The organism is Lysinibacillus sphaericus (genome assembly GCF_006864135.1).
Classification (GTDB): Bacteria; Bacillota; Bacilli; order Bacillales_A; family Planococcaceae; genus Lysinibacillus.
This window is the reverse complement of sequence record NZ_SADV01000003.1, coordinates 206667-227596: the sequence shown is the minus strand read 5'-3', so window position 1 is coordinate 227596 and position 20930 is coordinate 206667. Positions and strand designations below refer to the sequence as shown.

At 35.7% G+C, this 20930-nt stretch carries 20 protein-coding genes and 1 pseudogene; 15 read left to right on the top strand and 6 right to left on the bottom strand.

Annotation, left to right across the window (positions count from 1 at the left end; genetic code table 11):
- Nucleotides 1-605 precede the first annotated feature (605 nt).
- Together C7Y47_RS05360 and C7Y47_RS05355 are read left to right on the top strand one after the other, a co-directional pair.
- On the top strand, nucleotides 606-1091 hold the full coding sequence (locus tag C7Y47_RS05360; RefSeq protein WP_142507810.1) for a peptidoglycan recognition protein family protein: 486 nt from the start codon (nucleotides 606-608) through the stop codon (nucleotides 1089-1091).
- Between the two features lie 958 nt (nucleotides 1092-2049).
- Nucleotides 2050-3597, top strand: coding sequence for an esterase/lipase family protein (locus C7Y47_RS05355; RefSeq protein WP_142507934.1), 1548 nt, complete (start codon nucleotides 2050-2052; stop codon nucleotides 3595-3597).
- Between the two features lie 196 nt (nucleotides 3598-3793).
- Here the strand turns inward: C7Y47_RS05355 and C7Y47_RS05350 are convergent.
- A pseudogene (locus C7Y47_RS05350) lies at nucleotides 3794-3916 on the bottom strand (flagellin); the annotation flags it as partial.
- A 328-nt stretch (nucleotides 3917-4244) separates the two neighbouring features.
- On the opposite strand from C7Y47_RS05350, the gene C7Y47_RS05345 reads away from it, so the two are divergent.
- Complete coding sequence (locus tag C7Y47_RS05345; RefSeq protein ID WP_142507809.1) at nucleotides 4245-5330, top strand: SH3 domain-containing protein; 1086 nt, start codon at nucleotides 4245-4247, stop codon at nucleotides 5328-5330.
- 612 nt (nucleotides 5331-5942) lie between these two features.
- On the opposite strand, the gene C7Y47_RS05335 is transcribed toward C7Y47_RS05345, so the two are convergent.
- A complete protein-coding gene (locus C7Y47_RS05335; protein WP_142507808.1) occupies nucleotides 5943-6212 on the bottom strand; it encodes a hypothetical protein in 270 nt (89 codons plus the stop codon).
- 544 nt (nucleotides 6213-6756) lie between these two features.
- On the opposite strand from C7Y47_RS05335, the gene C7Y47_RS05330 reads away from it, so the two are divergent.
- From C7Y47_RS05330 to C7Y47_RS05310, 5 genes are all read left to right on the top strand, one after another.
- Nucleotides 6757-7455, top strand: coding sequence for a response regulator transcription factor (locus C7Y47_RS05330; protein WP_142507807.1), 699 nt, complete (start codon nucleotides 6757-6759; stop codon nucleotides 7453-7455).
- Complete coding sequence (locus tag C7Y47_RS05325; protein WP_142507806.1) at nucleotides 7452-8900, top strand: HAMP domain-containing sensor histidine kinase; 1449 nt, start codon at nucleotides 7452-7454, stop codon at nucleotides 8898-8900. Before C7Y47_RS05330 ends, C7Y47_RS05325 begins: the two co-directional genes overlap by 4 nt.
- Nucleotides 8900-9967: a LolA family protein gene (locus C7Y47_RS05320; RefSeq protein ID WP_142507805.1), complete on the top strand. Its 1068-nt coding sequence runs from the start codon at nucleotides 8900-8902 to the stop codon at nucleotides 9965-9967. Before C7Y47_RS05325 ends, C7Y47_RS05320 begins: the two co-directional genes overlap by 1 nt.
- 11 nt (nucleotides 9968-9978) lie before the next feature.
- Nucleotides 9979-10200: a hypothetical protein gene (locus tag C7Y47_RS05315; RefSeq protein WP_132362857.1), complete on the top strand. Its 222-nt coding sequence runs from the start codon at nucleotides 9979-9981 to the stop codon at nucleotides 10198-10200.
- A gap of 99 nt (nucleotides 10201-10299) precedes the next feature.
- Nucleotides 10300-11253: an MBL fold metallo-hydrolase gene (locus C7Y47_RS05310; protein ID WP_142507804.1), complete on the top strand. Its 954-nt coding sequence runs from the start codon at nucleotides 10300-10302 to the stop codon at nucleotides 11251-11253.
- A 14-nt stretch (nucleotides 11254-11267) separates the two neighbouring features.
- On the opposite strand, the gene C7Y47_RS26060 is transcribed toward C7Y47_RS05310, so the two are convergent.
- The 3 genes from C7Y47_RS26060 to C7Y47_RS05295 all read right to left on the bottom strand — a co-directional run bounded on the left by C7Y47_RS26060 (nucleotide 11268) and on the right by C7Y47_RS05295 (nucleotide 12567).
- Nucleotides 11268-11573 (bottom strand): YrdB family protein, encoded by a 306-nt coding sequence (locus tag C7Y47_RS26060; RefSeq protein ID WP_142507803.1) that lies wholly within the window; start codon nucleotides 11571-11573, stop codon nucleotides 11268-11270.
- A 215-nt stretch (nucleotides 11574-11788) separates the two neighbouring features.
- Nucleotides 11789-12043 (bottom strand): DUF4260 family protein, encoded by a 255-nt coding sequence (locus C7Y47_RS05300; protein ID WP_255505032.1) that lies wholly within the window; start codon nucleotides 12041-12043, stop codon nucleotides 11789-11791.
- A 188-nt stretch (nucleotides 12044-12231) separates the two neighbouring features.
- Nucleotides 12232-12567, bottom strand: a complete 336-nt coding sequence (locus C7Y47_RS05295) for a MerR family transcriptional regulator (protein WP_255505016.1) — start codon at nucleotides 12565-12567, stop codon at nucleotides 12232-12234.
- Between the two features lie 372 nt (nucleotides 12568-12939).
- Here C7Y47_RS05295 and C7Y47_RS24830 point away from each other — a divergent pair, with 372 nt between their 5' ends.
- The 6 genes from C7Y47_RS24830 (at nucleotide 12940) to C7Y47_RS05270 (ending at nucleotide 18484) form a co-directional block, all read left to right on the top strand.
- Nucleotides 12940-13092: a hypothetical protein gene (locus C7Y47_RS24830; RefSeq protein ID WP_185903403.1), complete on the top strand. Its 153-nt coding sequence runs from the start codon at nucleotides 12940-12942 to the stop codon at nucleotides 13090-13092.
- A 207-nt stretch (nucleotides 13093-13299) separates the two neighbouring features.
- The gene (locus C7Y47_RS05290) at nucleotides 13300-14748 is read left to right on the top strand and encodes a GGDEF domain-containing protein (protein ID WP_142507802.1); all 1449 of its coding nucleotides are present in this window, start codon (nucleotides 13300-13302) and stop codon (nucleotides 14746-14748) included.
- A gap of 243 nt (nucleotides 14749-14991) precedes the next feature.
- Nucleotides 14992-15507, top strand: a complete 516-nt coding sequence (locus C7Y47_RS05285; RefSeq protein WP_049666144.1) for a sigma-70 family RNA polymerase sigma factor — start codon at nucleotides 14992-14994, stop codon at nucleotides 15505-15507.
- A complete protein-coding gene (locus C7Y47_RS05280; RefSeq protein ID WP_142507801.1) occupies nucleotides 15494-16156 on the top strand; it encodes a TIGR04104 family putative zinc finger protein in 663 nt (220 codons plus the stop codon). Before C7Y47_RS05285 ends, C7Y47_RS05280 begins: the two co-directional genes overlap by 14 nt.
- A 146-nt stretch (nucleotides 16157-16302) precedes the next feature.
- A complete protein-coding gene (locus C7Y47_RS05275; protein WP_142507800.1) occupies nucleotides 16303-16878 on the top strand; it encodes a biotin transporter BioY in 576 nt (191 codons plus the stop codon).
- A 31-nt stretch (nucleotides 16879-16909) separates the two neighbouring features.
- A complete protein-coding gene (locus C7Y47_RS05270) occupies nucleotides 16910-18484 on the top strand; it encodes an amidohydrolase (protein WP_142507799.1) in 1575 nt (524 codons plus the stop codon).
- A 128-nt stretch (nucleotides 18485-18612) separates the two neighbouring features.
- Here the strand turns inward: C7Y47_RS05270 and C7Y47_RS05265 are convergent, their stop codons facing one another.
- A complete protein-coding gene (locus C7Y47_RS05265; RefSeq protein ID WP_255505015.1) occupies nucleotides 18613-18831 on the bottom strand; it encodes a hypothetical protein in 219 nt (72 codons plus the stop codon).
- Nucleotides 18832-19087: 256 nt separating this feature from the next.
- Here C7Y47_RS05265 and C7Y47_RS05260 point away from each other — a divergent pair, with 256 nt between their 5' ends.
- The gene (locus tag C7Y47_RS05260) at nucleotides 19088-20857 is read left to right on the top strand and encodes a glycerophosphoryl diester phosphodiesterase membrane domain-containing protein (RefSeq protein ID WP_142507798.1); all 1770 of its coding nucleotides are present in this window, start codon (nucleotides 19088-19090) and stop codon (nucleotides 20855-20857) included.
- The last annotated feature ends 73 nt before the right edge of the window (nucleotides 20858-20930 follow it).

The window sequence follows — 20930 nt, the reverse complement described above, 5'->3', positions numbered from 1 at the left end:
TTACTAATTATTGGACGACTTTCCAACTGAAAAAGTTAGTTAAAATTTGAAAAAATTTTTTAAATGGTTGGAAGGTATAGATCAATACTTAAACTTTTCACCTTTGACTGCAAGATTGTCTAAATATTTTTGAACCTTAAAAGCCAATGAGGAAACGCAAAACAGAGGCTTAGGGTTGTTTTTATACTCGAAAAATTACCTTTCACATAGTGGAAGGTTTTTTATTTTGGAAAAGAGTAGGTGAGAACATTGGTGGAAACAATTAATAATTGGTTGGATTGTATCAGCGCTTATTGGAGATCTTTTATTCATTTGGCGCATTACAAACAATCTAAATAAAAGGCTACTTAGTTTAACGACAGATAAACCAACATTTAAACAAAGTTGACGAGGCTTCAAAGGAATCTGCATGACGCATTAATAATCACGAGGTGCTGTTGTATTGGAAAAAAGTAGCGGGTAGATAAAAAATGCTGAGTATCGTGTGCAAGATGGAAATCAATTGGAAATTTCGTATACGCAATAGGTGTTTCAAATAGTACACAAGCATTAAATCAACGAGAAACCAAAGGACGGTGAAACGAAATGATTACAATTCGTAAAAAATTATACCTGATGCTCAAGCAAGCAAGGTTACATATGGTAAAGCTAACACAAGAAAATTTATCGTTGTTCATGAAACAGATAATACACGTTCAGGGGCCGATGCAGACGCACATGCACGTTTACAATACAACGGTAATAGCCGTTCAGCTTCCTGGCATTACACAGTTGATGATAAAGAGGCAGTACAATCATTTAAACATGCCTGGAGATGTTGGGCTGCAGGAAATAACACAGGTAATAATGAGGGGATTCAAATAGAGGTTTGTTTTAATAGTGACGGTAATTATCAAAAGGCAATGCAAAATGCCGCAGAGTTAGTTGCTAAAATTATGAAAGATGAAAATATCCCAATTCAAAATGTTGTTCAGCATAATCACTTTAGCGGTAAAAATTGCCCCCGAAATATGCGAGAAGGTAAAATCTCATGGTCAAAGTTTATTACTATGGTTAAAAACGCAAGTGGTAATGCACAGCAACAAAAGTAAGCTATCGACAATAATAAATACTGTGTACTTACTGGAACATACGGCACACGACAAGTGGCTGAAATGTACTTGATGTATTAAAGCATCGTTTCGGTTGGGTGGTATACATCGAGCCAGATGGAGCTAAATGGCGTATTAAAACAGGAACATATACTGGGATGGCTGTAGTACAAGCTGGAGCAAATAAAATTAAAACAGCTAAGTTAGCCAGGTAACTAATATAGTAGCTGAATAACCAGAACCGGCCTCGTATAAGAGGATATATTGTGAGGAGATAGATTTAAAAAGGACACCTTTTCTAACTGCCCCGTAAAAGGTAAACACAAAATCTAACTTTTACGGAGTGTTTTTATGAGCAAAATTATTTCAGATAAAAAAAGAATTGTATTACGTTTTATAAATGGACAAGAAAGTATCCATCATATTGCTCAAGAAGAAGGGGTTAATAAACCAGAATAAAGAACTTGGACTCGTTTATATGAACAACATGGTGCTGAATTTTGGTCGTTTCGCTCTATGCTATTTTACTTGCTAACGCAATCTATTACGCTACTTCACAACGTTAGGCTTCGGCGCAGTATAAGATAATACTATTTTTTTGTCTAAATTAGAAGGAAATCATTCCCTTTTATAGAATATTGAGATAGATGAGAAGTGGGGCTAGTTTGTCTCCCTGTTTGAAATTACATCTTCGAGACATATTTATTATTATCAATATCTGTTAATCAACATCAGTTTTATATAGCTGATTATCTCTCTATGCGATCAAGGATGGCCCTAACAAATGAGAAATCCGACACCTTTAAAGTACTTGGTATTCACAAGATATGTCTCGCAAAGGAAACCGTTACGATTTTGTAGTAATCGAGAGTTTTTTTGAATTATGGAATCTGAATTGCTTTTCTACGGCTTTATGAACTTCATTTATAATGATTAGGAGGAAAACAATTTGAAAAAAATGGTTTCGTTATTAGTAATGGTCACAATTATTCTTTTTTCTACTCCAGATGTTTTTGCCTCAAACCAGGTTGAACCTTATGGATTGAAGCTACCTGGCGAAAGCTTTACTCCTGGAGAGTGGTTTCTAGGGGAAACTCCACCTAATATTGATCCGAATAAGCCACCTATTGTTTTCGTTCAAGGGAAAAATGGTAACGCTACAAGTTGGTATGGTAATACAGAATATTACGGTCTTAATGACATGTATACAAAAGCTTATGAAGCAGGGTATCAAACTGTATTTGTTCAATTATACGATGCGGCAGGTAACGGTTCTTATAGTCAATACGATAATGGAAAATTATTAGCTTCTATGTTAAAAGAAATCAGTCAACATTTTCACGGAGAAAAAATAAATATAGTCGCCCATAGCAAGGGTGGGCCCGATACCCAAGCAGCATTAGTTCTTAATAATGCTCATTCGTACGTGGGTAGGGTGTTTACTTTAGGTTCCCCTCATTATGGATCAGAGTTAGCTGATCTTGCATATAGCTGGTGGGCAGGTTGGCTAGCTACATTACTCGGTCAAAAAGATGATGGTACTTTTTCACTTCAAGTTGGGGAAATGGAACACTTTCGCTCACTAATAGACAATCACCCCAACGTAAGTAAGAACAACTATTATACAATTGCTGGCACTAATACAGGACCATTTCTATCTGCACTCTGGATGGGTGGGCTATATCTTTCCGATCCAAATGATGGATTAGTCAAAGAAGCGAGCACTAGATTATCTTACGGAACACATTTATTTACCGATGCCTCACTTGACCATGACCGTATTCGCATGGGATCTGCGGTATTTTCTAGATTGGAACAGTATCTACAGTCTGCTTCTACTGATCGTATCAGTGCAAACAAAGAATACTTTTCTCATTCTGATACCTTTCAAGAGTTGGATGCGTCACATTATTTTTATGGAGGAAAGTTGCAATCGTCAAATGATGTGACACATTCTTTCTATGTGGATACTGCACTCGATAATGTTAAACTGTGGACAGGATTAACTAGTGATAAAATAGAGTTGGTAGCTCCTTCAGGGAAAAAATATACCAACCAGACAATCGAATCATTGGAGGAAGCCTCCTTCTTTAATGGCGTAGTACCTCATATATTTACTGACGTTATTTCTGAGAAGGGAGAATGGAAGATAAATATAAGCACGCAGGCAGGAGATAATGCGTATTTACTGGCAGTTCAACACGGGGGTCCATCTATGATTAAGGTGAGCATTCCGACAGTGGCATTAGAAACGAATAATATCATTACAGTGCAAGCGAATCAACAATTACAAAAACTTGCTTTTGATGTAAAAGTACTAGATCCAACAGGTAAAGACATTGCTTCTTCCTTACAATTGCAGAAGGTTAATGAACAAAACTTTATGGTAAATTTTCCAGAGAATAAAGAGTCTGGTGTATATAATATAACTTTAAATATTTCGGGTGAAACGTTACAGGGCGAGCCATATAATAGGACCATTGTTCGTTCTAAGTATATAAAATAGTCATATACAATATAATTTCAAAAATAGTTTATAAGTGTAAATGACACTAATAAACTATTTTTGTACTCTGAAGGGTAAATTCTAATTATTTATCAAAACAATTTAAAGCTAATTCTTTATACAATTCGGTAAAGGTAAGCTTTTCTAAAAATAATGGGGCAGTAGTATAAAGTTATTTGCCACAACTTCGATCAAGGGAAATAGCAATACCAGCAGCATCATCACTTGCACGATTAATCTGAAAGCAAGAAGAGAGTTTTTCTAAATTTTTTTGAATTTTGTTGTTACTTTGTTTTAGCTTATTATTTGTATTTAAAGCATATGTTAGTCCTTATTCTCATGAAATCCCCTTATTTTGAGACATATATCCTCGATTTGCGAGATGAGAGGGTCTGTATGAAGAAAAAAAGTTTAGTTGAGCTTGGAAAGCCTATAAATAATAGGTTTTCTGAGCTTTTTTAGATGTGATGAGAACAATTTTGATAAATTAATTTATAATTTGTTTTCTATCGAAATTTTCTTTGGTTTATATATGTGTTAAAAATGTTTTATGGATATTTACGCGTTTAGTAATAAAAAATATGAAAATATATACAATCAATAGGAAAAATGGTAGAATGGTAGAATTGTAAAAGGAGGTAAATTGTTTGAGTATACTAAAGAAATGGTTTGTTGCAGTTTTTGTACTCATGATGTTATTTAGCATTCAGTACCAAGTAGCAGATGCGGCTGATTATCGAACAGTGAAAGTTGTAAGTGGTACGAACTTGGTTGTGAGAGAGTCGCCGAATGATACATCCGGTTCCATTGGTAATCTAGCTAAGGATGAATTTGTGATAGAGTTTTCTTCCTCAGATGGTTGGTCTCACATTCAAACAGGCGATGTAAAGGGATATGTTTCTTCATCTTTTTTAAGTGTTCCACCTTCGACGATTAAAATTGCAAATTCTAAAAGTGGTCTCGTTGTGAAATCCAAGCCATCTCCTTCAGCACCAACATTAGCTACATTAAAGTATAATATGATTGTTGAAGACTATGGATCAGTAGGAAATGGTTGGTCATTTGTGCAATATGGCAATGTAGTAGGTTATGTTAAGTCCGATTTTATTGGGCAGACTAAAACAACGACAAAGTACGTTAATACAGGTAGTGGGGTTATCGTTCGAAATATTGCCAGTCAATCGGGAGCATCAGTAGGTTCATTAAGTAATGGTACACAGGTAACTGTACATTCTACATTAGTAGGTTGGTCCTATGTGACTGCTGGTAATATCAAAGGATACGTAGTAGATGCATTTTTATCCACAAAGAAGCCTGTTGTGCCTTTCAATAATATTAACTTTAAATTGACTATTCGTGATGTAGAGAAAAATGAAAAATCAAAGCTTATACAAAAACTTCAGGATGGTAGAGATACTTATTTAGTCTACGGAACGACAAAATATGGCTTTTCAGCACAGTTGACATACTTTTTTACTGGTGGGCAATTAGAGATGATTAGCTATGATTTCCTTCCCGAACAAAATAGTTATCACACATGGGATCAAATGTCTTCTTTACATGACCGACTACATAGGCAAGGGGTAGCGGAATTCGGTAATGATTACCGATTTACCTATACAAAATATAGCCATTTATATTCAAGATGGGAAAAGAATGATTATACTGCTTTGATCTCTGTGAATGATGACAAACTTTATACAACAGCAAGATTAATATATTATCGTAAATAAAATTTCGCTCTACCAGCGATGATTGAGTAGAATAACTAAGGGAATCTGTTAAAAGATTCTCTTTTTATTTTGCGGAAATGGGATATAGTGTTTAATTAAGATTTAATAAACCAAGTTCAAATTAAATGTAATACATCTTATCCATATAAATAATGTATAGAGTGCCATCTGTGTTACTGGCTAGAGATTCAGGTTAGCCTATAGGACTTGTTTGTCGGCATAATAGTCATTTTATATCAGCTAAATTCTTTACCTCGGTCTGTTGGGGCTGTTTTTATAGTGCCTTTTGGTAATTTAGTATGAAGTCGACGTACTGCTCTTTCCATTGATTGAGCTGAGCGATCCGGTATCAAAAAGAGGAAGAAAAATTAAAAAAGTGCAGTACTATATGCAGGTAAAATTGCAGTAAATGTAAAATCTTCTGGAAGAGTTTGTACAAAGAATACATTGGCTGGATATATCAAATAATAAATCTCTGACTTAAAATGATGTTTGTATAATTCCTGATACTAACTAAACAACTAGGTTTCACTCCCTAAGAAACAAAAAAAGCGCACAACTCGTTAATGAGTCAATGCGCCTTTTTTATTATTCCAATAAATACTAAATGCCCTATCTTTCAACTGCTACATGACACTTACTACCAACCATTTTATCACATTTTACTTTTGTTTCGTATATTCTACCATCAGATCCTCTTTCTTGTACTAGTACATACTTGTCATTTGCTCCATTATTTACAAATACATAATCAACTGCATCCGGATATAAGTCCTTGACATAAACATACTCAGTCCATGCATTCGCTGATACTGCAGGAATAAGTATAGCTCCTGATAAAGCAAGTGATCCTACCATTTTTGAAATTTTTGATTTTAACATAATTAACTCCCCTTTGTATTAGTTTTCTCTATTAATAAGTTGCATTTAATAGAACAATACAACCATAACACAACAAAAATGAAAATGTTGTCGAAAATTGTATTTATTTAAATAAATTACAAATATTGACCATTTTGTCACATTTATTTACTTGGTACCACCAACCATCATCAAGCCACTTTTAGAATGTCCTAAAATGAAATGAACAAAATCCGTTATTTTGAATAAAAAATACATATAGATTTATAAAGGTTAATAAAGATGGTGAAAAGGCCGAGCAGAACGATGGAAAGAATAGGCGAAGCGACGGAAGGTCCGAGCAGAGCGACAGAAAGAAAAGTCAAAGCGACGGAAAGGCCCGAGCAGAGCGGCGGATAGCCAGTCCAGCTCGACGGATTCAAAAGAAGCCGTCAGATAGCTCATCCTGATCAACGAAAAAAATTGAGAAGTGACGGATAACCAAATCTATGATAATTATAAAGAAAGTATAAAGTTCAAAAAAAATGTCTTTTTACATAGTAAGGTTAGTTCAGGAGGAAAACAGATGAGAGAAAAGCTATTACTGATTGAGGATGATACGGCGATAGGGCGTATTGTGAAGGATACGCTTGAGCAAGAGGGTTACCAAATTACTTGGGCAACAACAGGACTTGAAGGATTAACTGATTTTCAAGCGGATACGTTCGATTTAGTGTTAGTCGATTGGATGTTACCTGAGATGGATGGTCTTACGGTTTGCCAAAATATTCGTTGGGAAAGTGATGTTCCTATTTTAATGATGAGTGCGCGTAAGGAAGAGGCAGATAAGGTTGAGGGTTTGCAGGGCGCCGACGACTATATAGCGAAACCATTTAGTTTAGAGGAGTTAAAGGCACGTGTAGCCTCACACTTACGTCGCTGGAAACGTTATACGAAAAAAGAAATAGCTGAAGATGTTACATCCTTTGCACACGGTTTAAAAATTGATTGGCAAAAGGAATCAGCGCGCCTTAATGATCAAGAGCTTGCCTTAACACAGAAGGAATTTGCTCTGTTAAAACTACTTGCGAAAAATCCAAGCCAAACCTTTTCAAAAGAAGAGCTCTATCAACATATTTGGCAACAGGCGAGCGTAGATGAAACACATACAGTAACAGTACATATAAAGGTACTACGGGAAAAGCTAAAAGATCCAGTAAAATCACCGTATTATATACAAACAGTATGGGGCAAGGGTTATCGCTTTATCGGTGAGCTACTATGAAAATTAAAACATGGTTACTCATCACTTTCTTCATCGTGATGGTTTTACCAATAACAGGTGCTTATAGCCTTTATGTATGGATTAATGCCTATTATCAAGATAAAAACGTTGGTGAGTATTTCGAAAAATTAACAGAGCTCAATCAGGTGAAATCTGTTCTGGAAAATCCCCTGTATTATACAAAAAATGCAGATATAAAAGATATTGAAGCACTAACGAATGATCAGCTCTCAATTACACTTTACTCGAAATCAGGCTTACGTTTGTATTCCTCAGATCCATTGAAACTGGTGTTTGATTCTAAAGATAGAGTTTTTAAAGGTTTATATGAGCTAAAGCAAAATTACAATGCCTTTACTTATAAAGAACCTGTTTATCAAGATGGAGAATTGCTTGGGGTTTATGAGATTCAATTAGTTAGGAAGGACTGGGTAAAAGGCGTAGAAAGACGTTCTTGGCTTGTAATAGCTAGCTCTATTGTATTATTTCTCCTTATTTATTTTGCAGTTATGATGCTACTTAACCGTAAATTAAATCGCCCGTTACATGAACTGATGCGGCAAATGCGTACTTTTGCAAAGGGAGAGCATGTGGAGTCAAATTTAGTGGCAAGGAAAGATGAAATTGGGGAACTTGCTCAAACCTTTCTTGCCATGCAGGACGAAATTGAAACAGCGCGTGCTCACTTGAAAACTGAACAACACCAGAAGGAGTTAATGATTGCAAGTATTTCCCATGATTTAAAAACACCTCTTACAGCTATTCAAGCATATGCTGAGTCTTTACAAAGCAAGGCGTTAACAGAAGAACAGCAAGACGAGTACCGACAGATTATTTTAACAAAGTCTGAAACGATGAAGCATATGTTAGAGGATTTACTAATGTACACTTTACTGCAATCGACAAGCTATCATTTAGAACTTGTTGCAGTTGATGGTGCCGAGTTTTTTGAAATGGCACTGTCTGATTATGAGCAGCTATGCAAAGATCAAGGATTTAAGCTTGAAGTTACTCGTGACATAGCGGGTATGTATGCAGTGCATCCGAAGCAGCTTCAACGGGTGATCGACAATTTAATGAGTAATGCTTGGCGCTATGGAGCAGTAGGGACAACGATAGGTTTAGCAGCCGTGAATGCTGGACAATGTCCTATAGGGTGCTTTGATTTTGTTTCGCCAGCACTGAATAAGCAGCATGGTATGTATATCATTGTGCAAAATAGCGGGCAAGGTGTCAAAAAAGAGGATATTGAGAAACTATTCGAGCCCATGTACCAAGCAGATACAGCACGGACAAAGGCTAGGGAGCGCGGCACTGGACTAGGATTAAATATAGCAAAACAAATAATAGAAAAACACGGTGGGACAGTAGAGCTTGTATCGAAAGAAGGCTTTGGAACAGCTGTACTTTGCTGGCTGCCACCATTTAAAGGAGAGAATTCATAATGAATTGGAAAAAATCATTACGTGCAGCAGGTTTAGTTGCCGCATTAACATTTAGCTTAGTAGGTTGTAATACAGAGGGGGCATACTCACCACAGGAAATTATTGATCATGCATTACAGGAAACGAAGGAACCACTTACTTATTACGGTGAATACACAATGGATATGGGCGAGGCTGGTGGAAAAATTCAAGTCAAAGAGTGGACTAAAGATGGTAAACGACGTATTGAGACAACAGCTGAAAATGGTGAGCATAGCATCACAGTCAACAATGGCTCACAGGTAATTATGTATGATGTTGTGAAAAACACTGTTCATAAAATAGATATTAATAAAGGTGGGGTAAATGAAATCCCATCACAAAGAGACCAGTTAGAATTACTATTTAACGCAGTAAAGGATACACATGATGTGAAAATGGCAGAAGAGGAGAAGATTGCTGGAAGAGATACGTATAAAGTTGTAGCGAAAGCTAAAAAAGATGATACTTTAATAGGCGATATAGAAGTATGGGTCGATAAAAAAACATGGGTAACGTTAAAAACAATAACAAATAGTGCTGGAAATAAAATGACAACAGAGTATACGAAAATGGATGAAAAGGCAAAAATTGATGATGCACAATTTACACTTGATATTCCAAAGGATGCAAAAGTGGAAGAAATAAGTATACCTGAATCTGAGTCAGTGACACTGGATACAGTGAAAGAACAGCTTGGCGAATTTTTAATGGTACCAGAAGGAAACGGACTAACTTTGGAAGAAATTTCATTAGATAAAGGGATAGAAGATCGTTCAGAGTATACCTTTAGTTATGCGAAGAATGGTCAGCAAGATATTTCAGTAACAGTTTTTAAAGCAAATAGTAATGCTAAGAAGGTAGAGCCTATTAAAGGTGAAAAAGAAATGGACATTCGAGGTCAAAAAGGTACTGTAATGGACGAGAATAAATTCCATTCGATTAGCTGGCAGGAAAACGGCTATCAATATAGCATGTTTACTGTAGACTCTAAGCGAACAATTGAAGATCTTGTAGCCTATACAAAACAAATGACCATCGTTAAGTGAGGTGAATGGGTATGAAAAGAAATGAATTTATAAAATGTCTCGCATTGTTTTTATTTAGCACAGTTTTTTTATACGGTGTAGGTGAAACATATGGCGTTCCATGGCTACAATTTCATTTCTTAGGACAATACAATGATGAAGGTTTTTATTTTAGTTTTAGTTCTTTAACCCCTATACTCGGTGGCTTACTAATTGTTGCGTTATATGAAACGAAGATTAAGCGACTTATTTAATATAATGAGAAAATCCACTTTGAAAAAAGAGTGGATTTTCTTGATTTATCTTCAAATGTGAATGTTATAATATGTAAAAACTTCTAAGGGGAGTTATAAATGGAAAAGGGGATTGTAGAAACAAAATATTTTACTTTGCGTACTTTATGTGACGGTGTGTTTGCTGCTGTTGCTAAACCAGGTCAGGGTGCTTGGAGTAATGCAGGAATAATTGATTTAGGTGACGAGCTTCTAGTTTTTGATTCGCTAAGTACTCCTTCAGCTGGGGATGAGTTAAGGCGCAAAGCTGAAAGTTTAACGGGTAAGAAAGTAAAGTATTTGATTAACAGTCATTATCACGGGGATCACGTTTTTGGAAATCAAGTATTTTCTGATACAACGATTGTTTCTACATATGTAACGGAGAAATTGTGCAAAGAAAAAAATAAGATTGCAGATTATGAGAAGGAAAAGCTGGACATGAATCATTACCTGTTTCAGTTAAAAAATCAAATCGATTCAACAGAAGACAACATTATAAAAGCGAGCTTAATCAATCAATATCAAGAAATGTCGAAAGTGTTAGATGACCTATCTCAATTACAAATTGTGCTACCATCCTTGTTGTTTGAAGAAAAATTAACTATCACCGGATCCGATAGAACTGTGGAATTATACTGTTTAGGTGGTGGACATTCACCGAGTGATACATTTATGTACCTACCTAAAGAAAAAATAGCTTTTATGGGTGATTTAGCGACTGAAAATTTACATGTACCGATTTATAATCCTGAAGAATTTTTGACGATATTAAAGCGAGTTAAACAAATCGATATAAATATACTTGTACCTGGTCATGGTAATATTACTGATTTGACTTTATGCGATACATTAATTGAGTATTTATCTTTCATGACTCAACGTGCAAAAGAAGCTCTTCAACGAAAATTGTCACGAGAAGATTTTATTGCTGAATTTGATCTACCTAAAGATTATAAGGAGTGGAAGGGAGTAAACGGTATTAAAGCTAACCTTACAACGATATACACATACCTTCTAAAAAATCCACTTTAAAAAACGTGGATTTTTTAGCGTTGATGAAATACGGACAATAAAATCTGATTAATGATTATTAGTATGGCAAATACAATAGCTAATTGTGTTCGTCCAGTTGCATACAGAGCTATAACGGCTAATGAGAATATCGCAAATTCAAACATAAAATGCCAAATCCCATTCAATGGAAATGTTGCTTTGGGTGAACCAAACATACTCCAACTAACTACGAAAAAAGCAGGTGCTCCAATGCCAAGTAAAAGCTTGAAGAACATGCCTTTCCCAGTTTGTATTCCCCAATATCCCTCCGAAAAATTGGTTTTTGTAAGGGGAAACATCAACGCTGATAAAGTGAACAGACTTGGTGATAAAAACGTTCATCGCTGATAAAAGCGCAAGAATCGCTGATAGAACCGCGAACATCGCTGATAAAAGCGCAAGAATCGCTGATAGAACCGCGAACATCGCTGATAAAAGTGCAAGAATCGCTGATAAAACTCAAAACATCGCTAATAAAACTATCCAACCTATCGATATAATCGCGGCTTCTAACTTAAGCTATTTGTTGTAAATGAGTTTTAGTAAAGGCATCATCATATTTTAAACCATAGCCTAGCATACGATCTAAAAATATATGAGCAAGCCAAATGATAGTGGCCATTAGCAGCGGGGTCGATACTGTGATAAAGCCTATAGTCAAGAGAATGGCAGGCATGACTAAACTATGGCCAATATTGTAAAATAACGCACCAATTTTAGTGTTTACGATGTAGCCTAACATCGTTATATCTGGTAGGAATAAAAGCAGGAAAAAATATAGGAACGAAAATTCAAAATACCAGTAAAAAATACACTTACTACAAATGCTATTAAATATTCTAATGCGATAATTTTACGTATTTTCATAATGAACATTCCCTTCTTGTAATTTATTATACATATCCTCGATAAGTGAGCCGATGACCAACTTATTTTCTGCGTATTTTCCTTCAGCCATTAATGTTTGAGTGAGCTGAAAGGATTGAAGTGCCTGGTGATAAAAAAATAACTGCTGTTCAATGTTGGTGATCTTTGTTGAGAATAGTTGTACTGTTTGTTGATTGCAGGCATTTGAAGTGGCTTTTGCTCTAGTGTCAGCAGCTGTTTAATTTCTTGTAATGTAAAGCCGAGCTGTCTTAATACTAAAATAAATTTTATAGTATGTTCACAAGTGACATCATACACTCGATAGCCATTGTCCTGTTTATGTGGATGTAGGTATCCTTCTTTTTCATAGTAACGTACGGTATCAGTAGATAAATAATACTTAGTTGCAAATTGTTTGATAAGCATGTGAGCACCTCCTAATTTTATCCTAACATTGGAGTATGCCCCAAGGTCACTATGAATATTCGAATTTTTATGAAATAAATAATCCTTGCCTTGCTTTTATTACCGTTAACCTTGATAAATAAGCACGTAGCTGTCTGTCCACGTTCTTCATAATCATGCTGCGAAAATTTGATAAAAACCTTTTGCACAATGCTATATTAAAGCTTCCATTAACATATAGAGAGCCTAACATTCTTTTATAATGAAGAAATGAAGATTGCCGACATAGCACAAATTCTAAGTATTGTAGAAAACATAGTGAAAACAAGGCTAAAAAGGGCGAGAAGCCTTAAAGTTTCATTTACAGCAAGTGGAATGGGGGGTGCTTTGGACATGAATGAATGGCAAAAGGATTTGGTGAAAGTAGCATGTAGTTGGGGATATGGAAGAGAGCAAAGAGTGTGTCAAAAAGCGCGTCTTACAGCAGCAACCTGCCAAGTCTCTTTAAAGAAGGGGGCTTGTTTTTTCTGTGTTGGGAAATTATAGTTTTTGTACTATCATAAATATTCAAAGTATAAAAAGAATCGTTTTTATAGGGGTATATATTATCTTTTTGGGATAAATGAATTGCTGTATGGTATTTTAAGGTTAAATTTACTCATTAATTTACAAATAAATGAGTCTGAGGAATTGTAATATTATGCACATAAAGATAGTATTAAAGAAGCAGGGGTTAATATAAGGAGGGGCGGTATGAATACACAGGAGTTTGAAGAACTATGGATTACACTAAATGAATTGTATGATGCAAATCGCTTTATAGAATATATAGAATTAAGTAGTGCCGCAATTGAAAGTGCTATTGAGCTTGGTATGTATAAAAAAGCAATCCTGTTATTACGCTATAGCTGTGCAAGCTATTTCCAAACAGGTGATTTGCAAGTTTCCATTAGTGTACTTGAGAAGTATCGCGAATTAACCTTTCACTATGGCGATGATATTGATTTAATTCATCATTATATTATTGTAGCTATTTATTGGGGAACGTTTGGCCATATAAAGAAGTCTAAAGAGTTTATGATTAAGGGACTAAAGATTGCTGAGCGTATTCAACATATAGATAGTATAGGAAAAATTTATAATAATTTGAGCGACTTAGAAAACTCTTCAGGGAACTATCAAGAAGCAAAGGATTTTGCATTAAAGAGCTTATACTATGCCAATTATTTTGAGACCAAGCATGAAAATCCATATTCAGGGATTATGTATTCAAAAATAAACTTAGCTGTTGCGCAAATTAGTTTGGAGGAATTTGATGAAGCAGCTGAATTATTGCAAGAGTTGTTAGTGACGATACAGAAACCACCTTATTCTAAGCTACAATTGGAGGTTATGAATGCCTATGCTTTACTTTGTGAAAAACAGGGACGCATTTGCGAGGCCATTGATTTGTACCAAAAGTCGAAGCACTATGCCTTAAAAAATAATGATTTATCTATGCTTCAAACGATCTACAATTCTTTGGTGAAGCTAATAGAAAAGCAAGGTAATAAACTTGTATTGTGCTCGATACAAAAGGAATATATTGACATTTTATTAGAAATTCAAAGGGAAAATTATACTCATTTATTATTTGAGATGGAGTACGATGACCAGAAAAAACATTTTGAAAAAACTTCTTACATTGATCCATTAACGAATATTTATAATCGACGCTATTTTGATCAGAATGCAGAGAAAATGGTGGAGAAAGCTTCAGTAGATAATCAGCAATTAGCATTAATGATGATTGACTTAGATCATTTTAAAGAAATCAATGATACAAATGGTCATTTGTTTGGTGATGATGCTTTAACGATTATTGCAACTACATTAAAGGACTATTTTCAAGCATTTGAATCGATAGTAGCTCGTTTTGGTGGAGATGAGTTTATTGTACTATGCAAATTACAGGAAGGTGAATCTGTTCAAACGATGACGGAAAATCTTTATCAAACATTAAATTCTCTGTCTTTACTAATTAATGATGAGACTGTCCATTTAGAATTTAGTATTGGTGTAAGTACAAATAAACAAGGCCAAATTACCGCGGTCGAAGAGCTGATCCATAATGCGGACACAGCACTGTATACGTCCAAGCGCAATGGCCGTAACCAAATTACGTTCTTTAATCATTATAGTGATGTGGGAAATAGTATATAAACAGGCCCGATCATAGTACTGGCGAATTTTAAAATGTAAGCGTTCTATTCAGCGAAATATAGTTAACTTCTTTTAGCGGGTATCTAAACATCCGCTAAGGATTTAATCATAAAGGATCTGCTTCATTTCAACAAACAGTCGTTGGAGTTTGGCAGATTCTTTTCTTTTAAAAAATTTTTTAAAAAAATGAATCGGAAATGAAGTGGCATCCGTCAGTAGTTTAGAAAGAAGGTGGGACAACAAATGGATATCGAAAAAATTATTGCAGAGCACGGTGATTACTTACTAAAGGTTGCTTATTTATATGTGAAAAATGAGGCAACAGCTGAGGACATTGTGCAGGATGTGTTTATCGCCTTTTATCAAAAGCAGGAGCAATTTCGTCAAGAATCATCATTACGTACATATTTAGTAAAAATGACGGTCAATCGAAGCCATGATTATTTGCGTAGCTGGAAAAGTAAACGACTGACACTCTTTGAAAAAATAACAGGGCGTACGACAGCAGTCACGCCTGAAAAGGAATTTCTTGCTAAGTCTACAAAACGAGAGCTCGTAGAAGCTTTGTTTACATTATCTGTTGCATATAGGGAAGTACTAATTCTCTATTATTTTGAGGATATGACGACAGTGGAAATTGCACAGCTCGTATGTTGTCCAGAAGCAACAATACGTACAAGATTACAACGTGCAAGAAAGCAACTTGCAACAGCAATCGGTGATTATGATTGGGAGGTGTTACGCCATGAATCAATTTAAAGAAGATGTGCTAAATGAACTTCGGGATGTAAAGCTTACAGATGAAAAAAAACAAGCAATAGCCCAAAAAGCTTATAATAAAACGAAACAAAGAAGAAGTAGTCCATGGCAATATCGTGTGGTACTAGCAACGTTTACGATTTTTGTCATTGGTTTTAGTTATTTATTATCACACAATAAAAATTCAGGAAGTCATCAGGCAGCTAGCTTACAGCAAGAAGCGGATACATGGAGTATATTGACATTTTTACAAAACGATTTCGTAAAAGGTATTTTGCTTTTTAGCTTTTTGGTAGGTGTTTCCTCTATCGTTAAACTTGTGCTAATCAAGAAAGGATATGGCCTACCGGTGTGCATTGAGTGTGGGGAAACTTGGTCAGAGAAGCAATCACGAAAAATGTACCGGAAAAATGGACAACTCGAATGTCCTTATTGTGGGAAAAAACAATATCGTACAAAAAAATCTATGCAAATAGGTGGCATTTTAGCATTTCCGGTTCCTTTTATTTCTTTTATGCATTTTGTTTTTAATAATATTACGATTGGGATTATTTTCTTTATAGTTGGCGTTCTTATTTATTATCGTCAATTAGCACCATATGTCTTTGATTTGCAAGAAAATGATCCTACCAACGATCCGCTTTGGTAATTTGTGAAGAGAAATTGCTAGTTCACTATAGCAATTTCTTTTTTTTAGCTATTTTTCAAAATAGATTGACAACAGTTTTTATTTGCTATATCTTTGTGTTAACTTATTTACAACATGAGTTAACGTACAGAGGGAGGCAATGTAGTTTGAAAAAGAGTAGTACATATAATTTTGTGTTAGCGGCATTTGGTGCAGCGATTATTGCTGTTCTTGCACAAGTAACGATTCCGCTACCACTTATTCCAATTACAGGACAAACATTAGCAGTAGGCTTAGTCGTAACGATTTTAGGGACAAGAGTTGGTACGCTATCAGTACTGCTTTATATTTTACTTGGTGCAGCTAGTCTTCCGGTATTTAGTGGTATGTCAGGGGGATTAGTTATTTTAGTTGGTCCTACAGGTGGCTATATTGTTGGATTCCTTGTTACGGCAATTTTAATGGGCTTATACTTAGATACATTTGGGCTTACAATTTTCCATGCAATTGTCGCGAACATCATTGGAATGGTTGTGACATTGGCGTTTGGAACGACTTGGTTAAAAATTGTCGGAGATTTAACTTGGACAGCTGCTTTTATAGGTGGAGCGGCACCATTTATCGTCGTAGGTATTGTGAAAGCTGTTCTAGCAGCATGGTTTGGTGTAATAGTACGTCGTCGTTTAGAGCGAGCACATTTAATTTCTTTCAGCGGGGCCCAAACACTCGCTGAAAGAAATTAAAGCCGATTCCGTATTGGTTAGGAGGGATTGTTTGGCAACGTTATGGACTGGTGGAAAAATTTACACGATGGCGCAAGTTGGCGAAACAGTTGAAGCAGTCCTTGTAAAAGAAGGAAAAATTGTGGCGACAGGCTCGGTAGATAGCTTGTCGCCACATGCTACTTCTATTCAACATTTGCAAGGCAATGTGATGTATCCAGGCTTTGTCGATAGTCATTTACATATTATTGGCTACGGGGAGAAATTAAAGCATATTGATGTATCGAACGTCAGAAGTAAGGAAGAGCTACTGGCAATTATTCATGAGCGGATGATAGAAGTTCCCGCAAATGAATGGGTAATCGCGATTGGGCTTAATGAGACGCAATTTAAAAATCCTATTTCCCCTACATTAGCGGAGCTTGATGCCTTAGGGGAAGCACATTTAATCATTAAGCGCAGCTGTCATCATTTAATTTTGGCTAATTCCAAGGCGCTGGCATTTGCGGGAATAACTAATGACACAAGATCTCCAGAGGGTGGGGTCATTGATAAGGTGGATGGACAGCTAACAGGGGTTTTAAAAGATACAGCATTGTATATGATTGTCAACCATATGCCTCATATTACGTCTGAGTATATTGAGGATGCTGTCGAAAAGGCGGTAATATCGCTGCAATCATATGGTTTAGTGGGTGGTCATTCTGAGGATTTAAGCTATTACGGGCCACCGCTTCAACCAATACATGCTTTTCGAAAGATTATCGAGGCAAAGCGATCGTTTAAAGTTCATTTATTACAACACCACACGGTATTTGAGGAAGTTGCTAAGATGGAAGAAGTATCTTCACCGTATTTAGAGTTTGGTGCCATGAAGATCTTTATCGATGGTGCCTTTGGAGGACGTACTGCTGCTCTTCGTGAACCGTACTGTGATGAACCAGGCAATTGCGGTCTGCTTGTACATACAACAGAACAACTAGTGGAATATGTTCAACTTGCACGTCAACATGGACAAACAGTGGCAGTGCATGCCATTGGCGATTTAGCCATTGAAACAATTTTAAAAGTATTTGCTGCCCATCCGCCTCGTGAAGGTCAATTAGATCGTGTGATTCATTGTAGCTTAGTCGATGAAGGGATTTTAGAAAAACTCGCTGCGTTGCCTATCGCAGTGGATATGCAGCCTCAATTTGTGCAGGGAGAGTATGAGGCAGAACTAGCTAGGCTAGGGGAGGAACGAGCAAAAGGCTTACACCCATTAAAATCGCTACTAGATCGTGGATTAGTTGTTGCAGGCGGCAGTGATGCCCCGATTGAAGTGCCAAATCCCTTATATGGTATATATGCTGCAGTAACAAGGCGGAATTTTGGGGAATCGCATAATGGCTACGGTCCAGAAGAGAAAATTTCACGCTTTGAGGCAGTAAGACTCTATACGATAGGAGCTGCACAAATAATAGCACAAGACCATGCTCGAGGTAAGATTGAAAAGGGCTATACAGCAGACTTCACTGTTTTAGAAGAAGATCTTTTTGCAATAGCTATCGAAAATATTCCACAAGTAAAAGTCGCCTATACGGTTGTTGATGGCCGTATCGTTTATGATAAAAGCGCCCAGTCGTAACGGAAATCAACCCGTGTTTTGCCATAGAGTCTTTTATAACATCTTAATTCATTGACATAATAATTTTATAAGAACATGAAAAACGCTGTGAAGAATAAACTTTACAGCGTTTTTTCATTCTTTAGGAGCTAGCGTCTTTCTGATAAATTTTCCACTTGTTGCTCAAGTATTGTCACTCGTATTGTTAAATTATCTACTTGTTGCTGAAGTGTTTCTTGTGGAGGCGAAGGAGCAGTCGCTTTCATTCTTTTAATCGTATGAATCATCACGAAAAATATCGCTAGGAAAATGACAAAAAGTACGGTTGTACTAATAATATCACCAAGATGAAACATTGTTTGTCTCATAATTATTAGCCCCCTTATTTTGTATCGATTCTATTATTTACCGAGTTACATACAAAAAAGTTTCAAGAAAATATTTATAGACACTAAAAATACAGAAATCTTATCATTTTTCCTTGCATATTATATGGAAAAATTGTATTTCAAGAGCAGAAAATAATTAGAAATAAATGGTTTTACATATCATATAGGAAGAGCTTATAAAAATCGAAAAGATGCTTAAGATAGGGGATACGATAGGTATGACTGAGGTGAGTAAATGCATAAAGAGGGACAAGTAATGCGACAAGCTGTCTACAATATTTATATGTATCGCATCGATTATATACAGGTTTTCGCGCTGATTAAGTTATTTCAGTTTTTATTAATTGTTCCTATGACGGCTATCGTATTTAAGCTAATGCTGCGAGTAACGGGCTACACACATATTACGGAGCAAAATATTCAAAGTTTTATGGTGCATCCCTTTGTCATTTCGATGTTTATTTTTTTGATTGTGCTTATTTTTCTATTTATTTATTATGAAATGGGCTTTCTTTTTTTAATGGCTTTTTATCAACAACGAGGAATTCGATATCGATATCTACACATATGGCAACAGCTCAACCGTAAGGTACTTTCTTTTTTTAGTATTCAAGTCATTTTTTTATTTATTTATATTGCACTTTTATTGCCATTAGCTTCATTTATATTTCCACTGACGTTAACACAAGCAATGACCATTCCGCACTTTTTGACAGATGAAATAATGAGTAGTCGTTCAGGTCGTTTACTTTATGCTGCTATGGTAATTGTTTTAGTAATAGTGGGCATACGTAGTATATTGGCTTTGCCGATCTTTACAATCCAGCCCAAAATATCACTATTTCGTTCATTCATACACAGCTGGCGTTTTTCAAAGCAGGACTTGTTAAAACTTCTTGGATTATTAGCTATACTAGTAACAGTTCTTTTACTTGTGATGCTTGGAATTACACTTATAAGTACATTGCCATTATATATGTTGGAGCGTTTGATACCGAGTACAGCACTTGTCACAGCGGGGATTACTATTGCTTTTTTAGAAATGGTTTTCGTCGTGTTATTTAGTATACTGCAAGCAATGATTTCACAAGTAATGGTGGCTTTTACTTATTACACCCCTTTAAGCAAGACAAGATTTACACCGAAATTTCGAAGAAGGCGCTATAAGCCATTGTTATTTATCGTTTTGTTTGTTTTTATCGCATTAAGTGTGATGAATATTATTTCGTTAGAGAAAAGTGTTTATGCACCAGATACAAAAATTATTGCTCATCGTGGCTACACAGAGGGTAATGTGGAAAATACAATCAGTGGCCTTGTCAGCGCAGCAAGTGCAGGTGCAGACTTAATCGAGATCGATATTCAGCAAACGGTAGATGGACAATTCGTTGTTTTTCATGATCGAACATTAAGAAGACTTACAGGTAAAAATGGTGTTATATCTAATATGACACTCGGTGAATTAAAGACGTTAACGATTCATGCTAATGGTTTTAATGACAAAATTTCATCTTTAGATGATTTTATTGAAATAGCAAAAGCTTTAAATGTTTCCTTACTGATTGAATTGAAAGTTCATGGTAAAGAAACAGAAGATGTCTTGCCCAAGTTAGTTGAAAAACTAAAAGCTTATAAGGTGCTCGATACGTATTATGTGCAATCATCAGACCCACAAATGATGTCACAGTTAAAAAAATTGGCGCCGAATTTACGTGTAGGGATTGTCTATGCATTAAACATCGGGCCGATGGATGAAACAGTTGATTTTATATCACTTGAGGAAGCATGGGTAACAGATCAGCTGATTTCAGAGATGAAGCAACAAAAAATTAAACTGTTTGTCTGGACATTAAATAAAGATCAGTCATTACACGATTTTATTCGGAAAAATGTCAATGGCGTCATTACCGATCTCCCAGATATGGCTTTGAAAATAAGGAAAAAACAAAATGAGCGTGACTATTTTTTACAGCGTATATTAAATCTACTTCAATTTATGTTTTAAATTAATACGATTAAACGCAATAACGTGCGCGAAGCAAGGAAATACTCGCGAACCGAACAAAATACCCATCCAA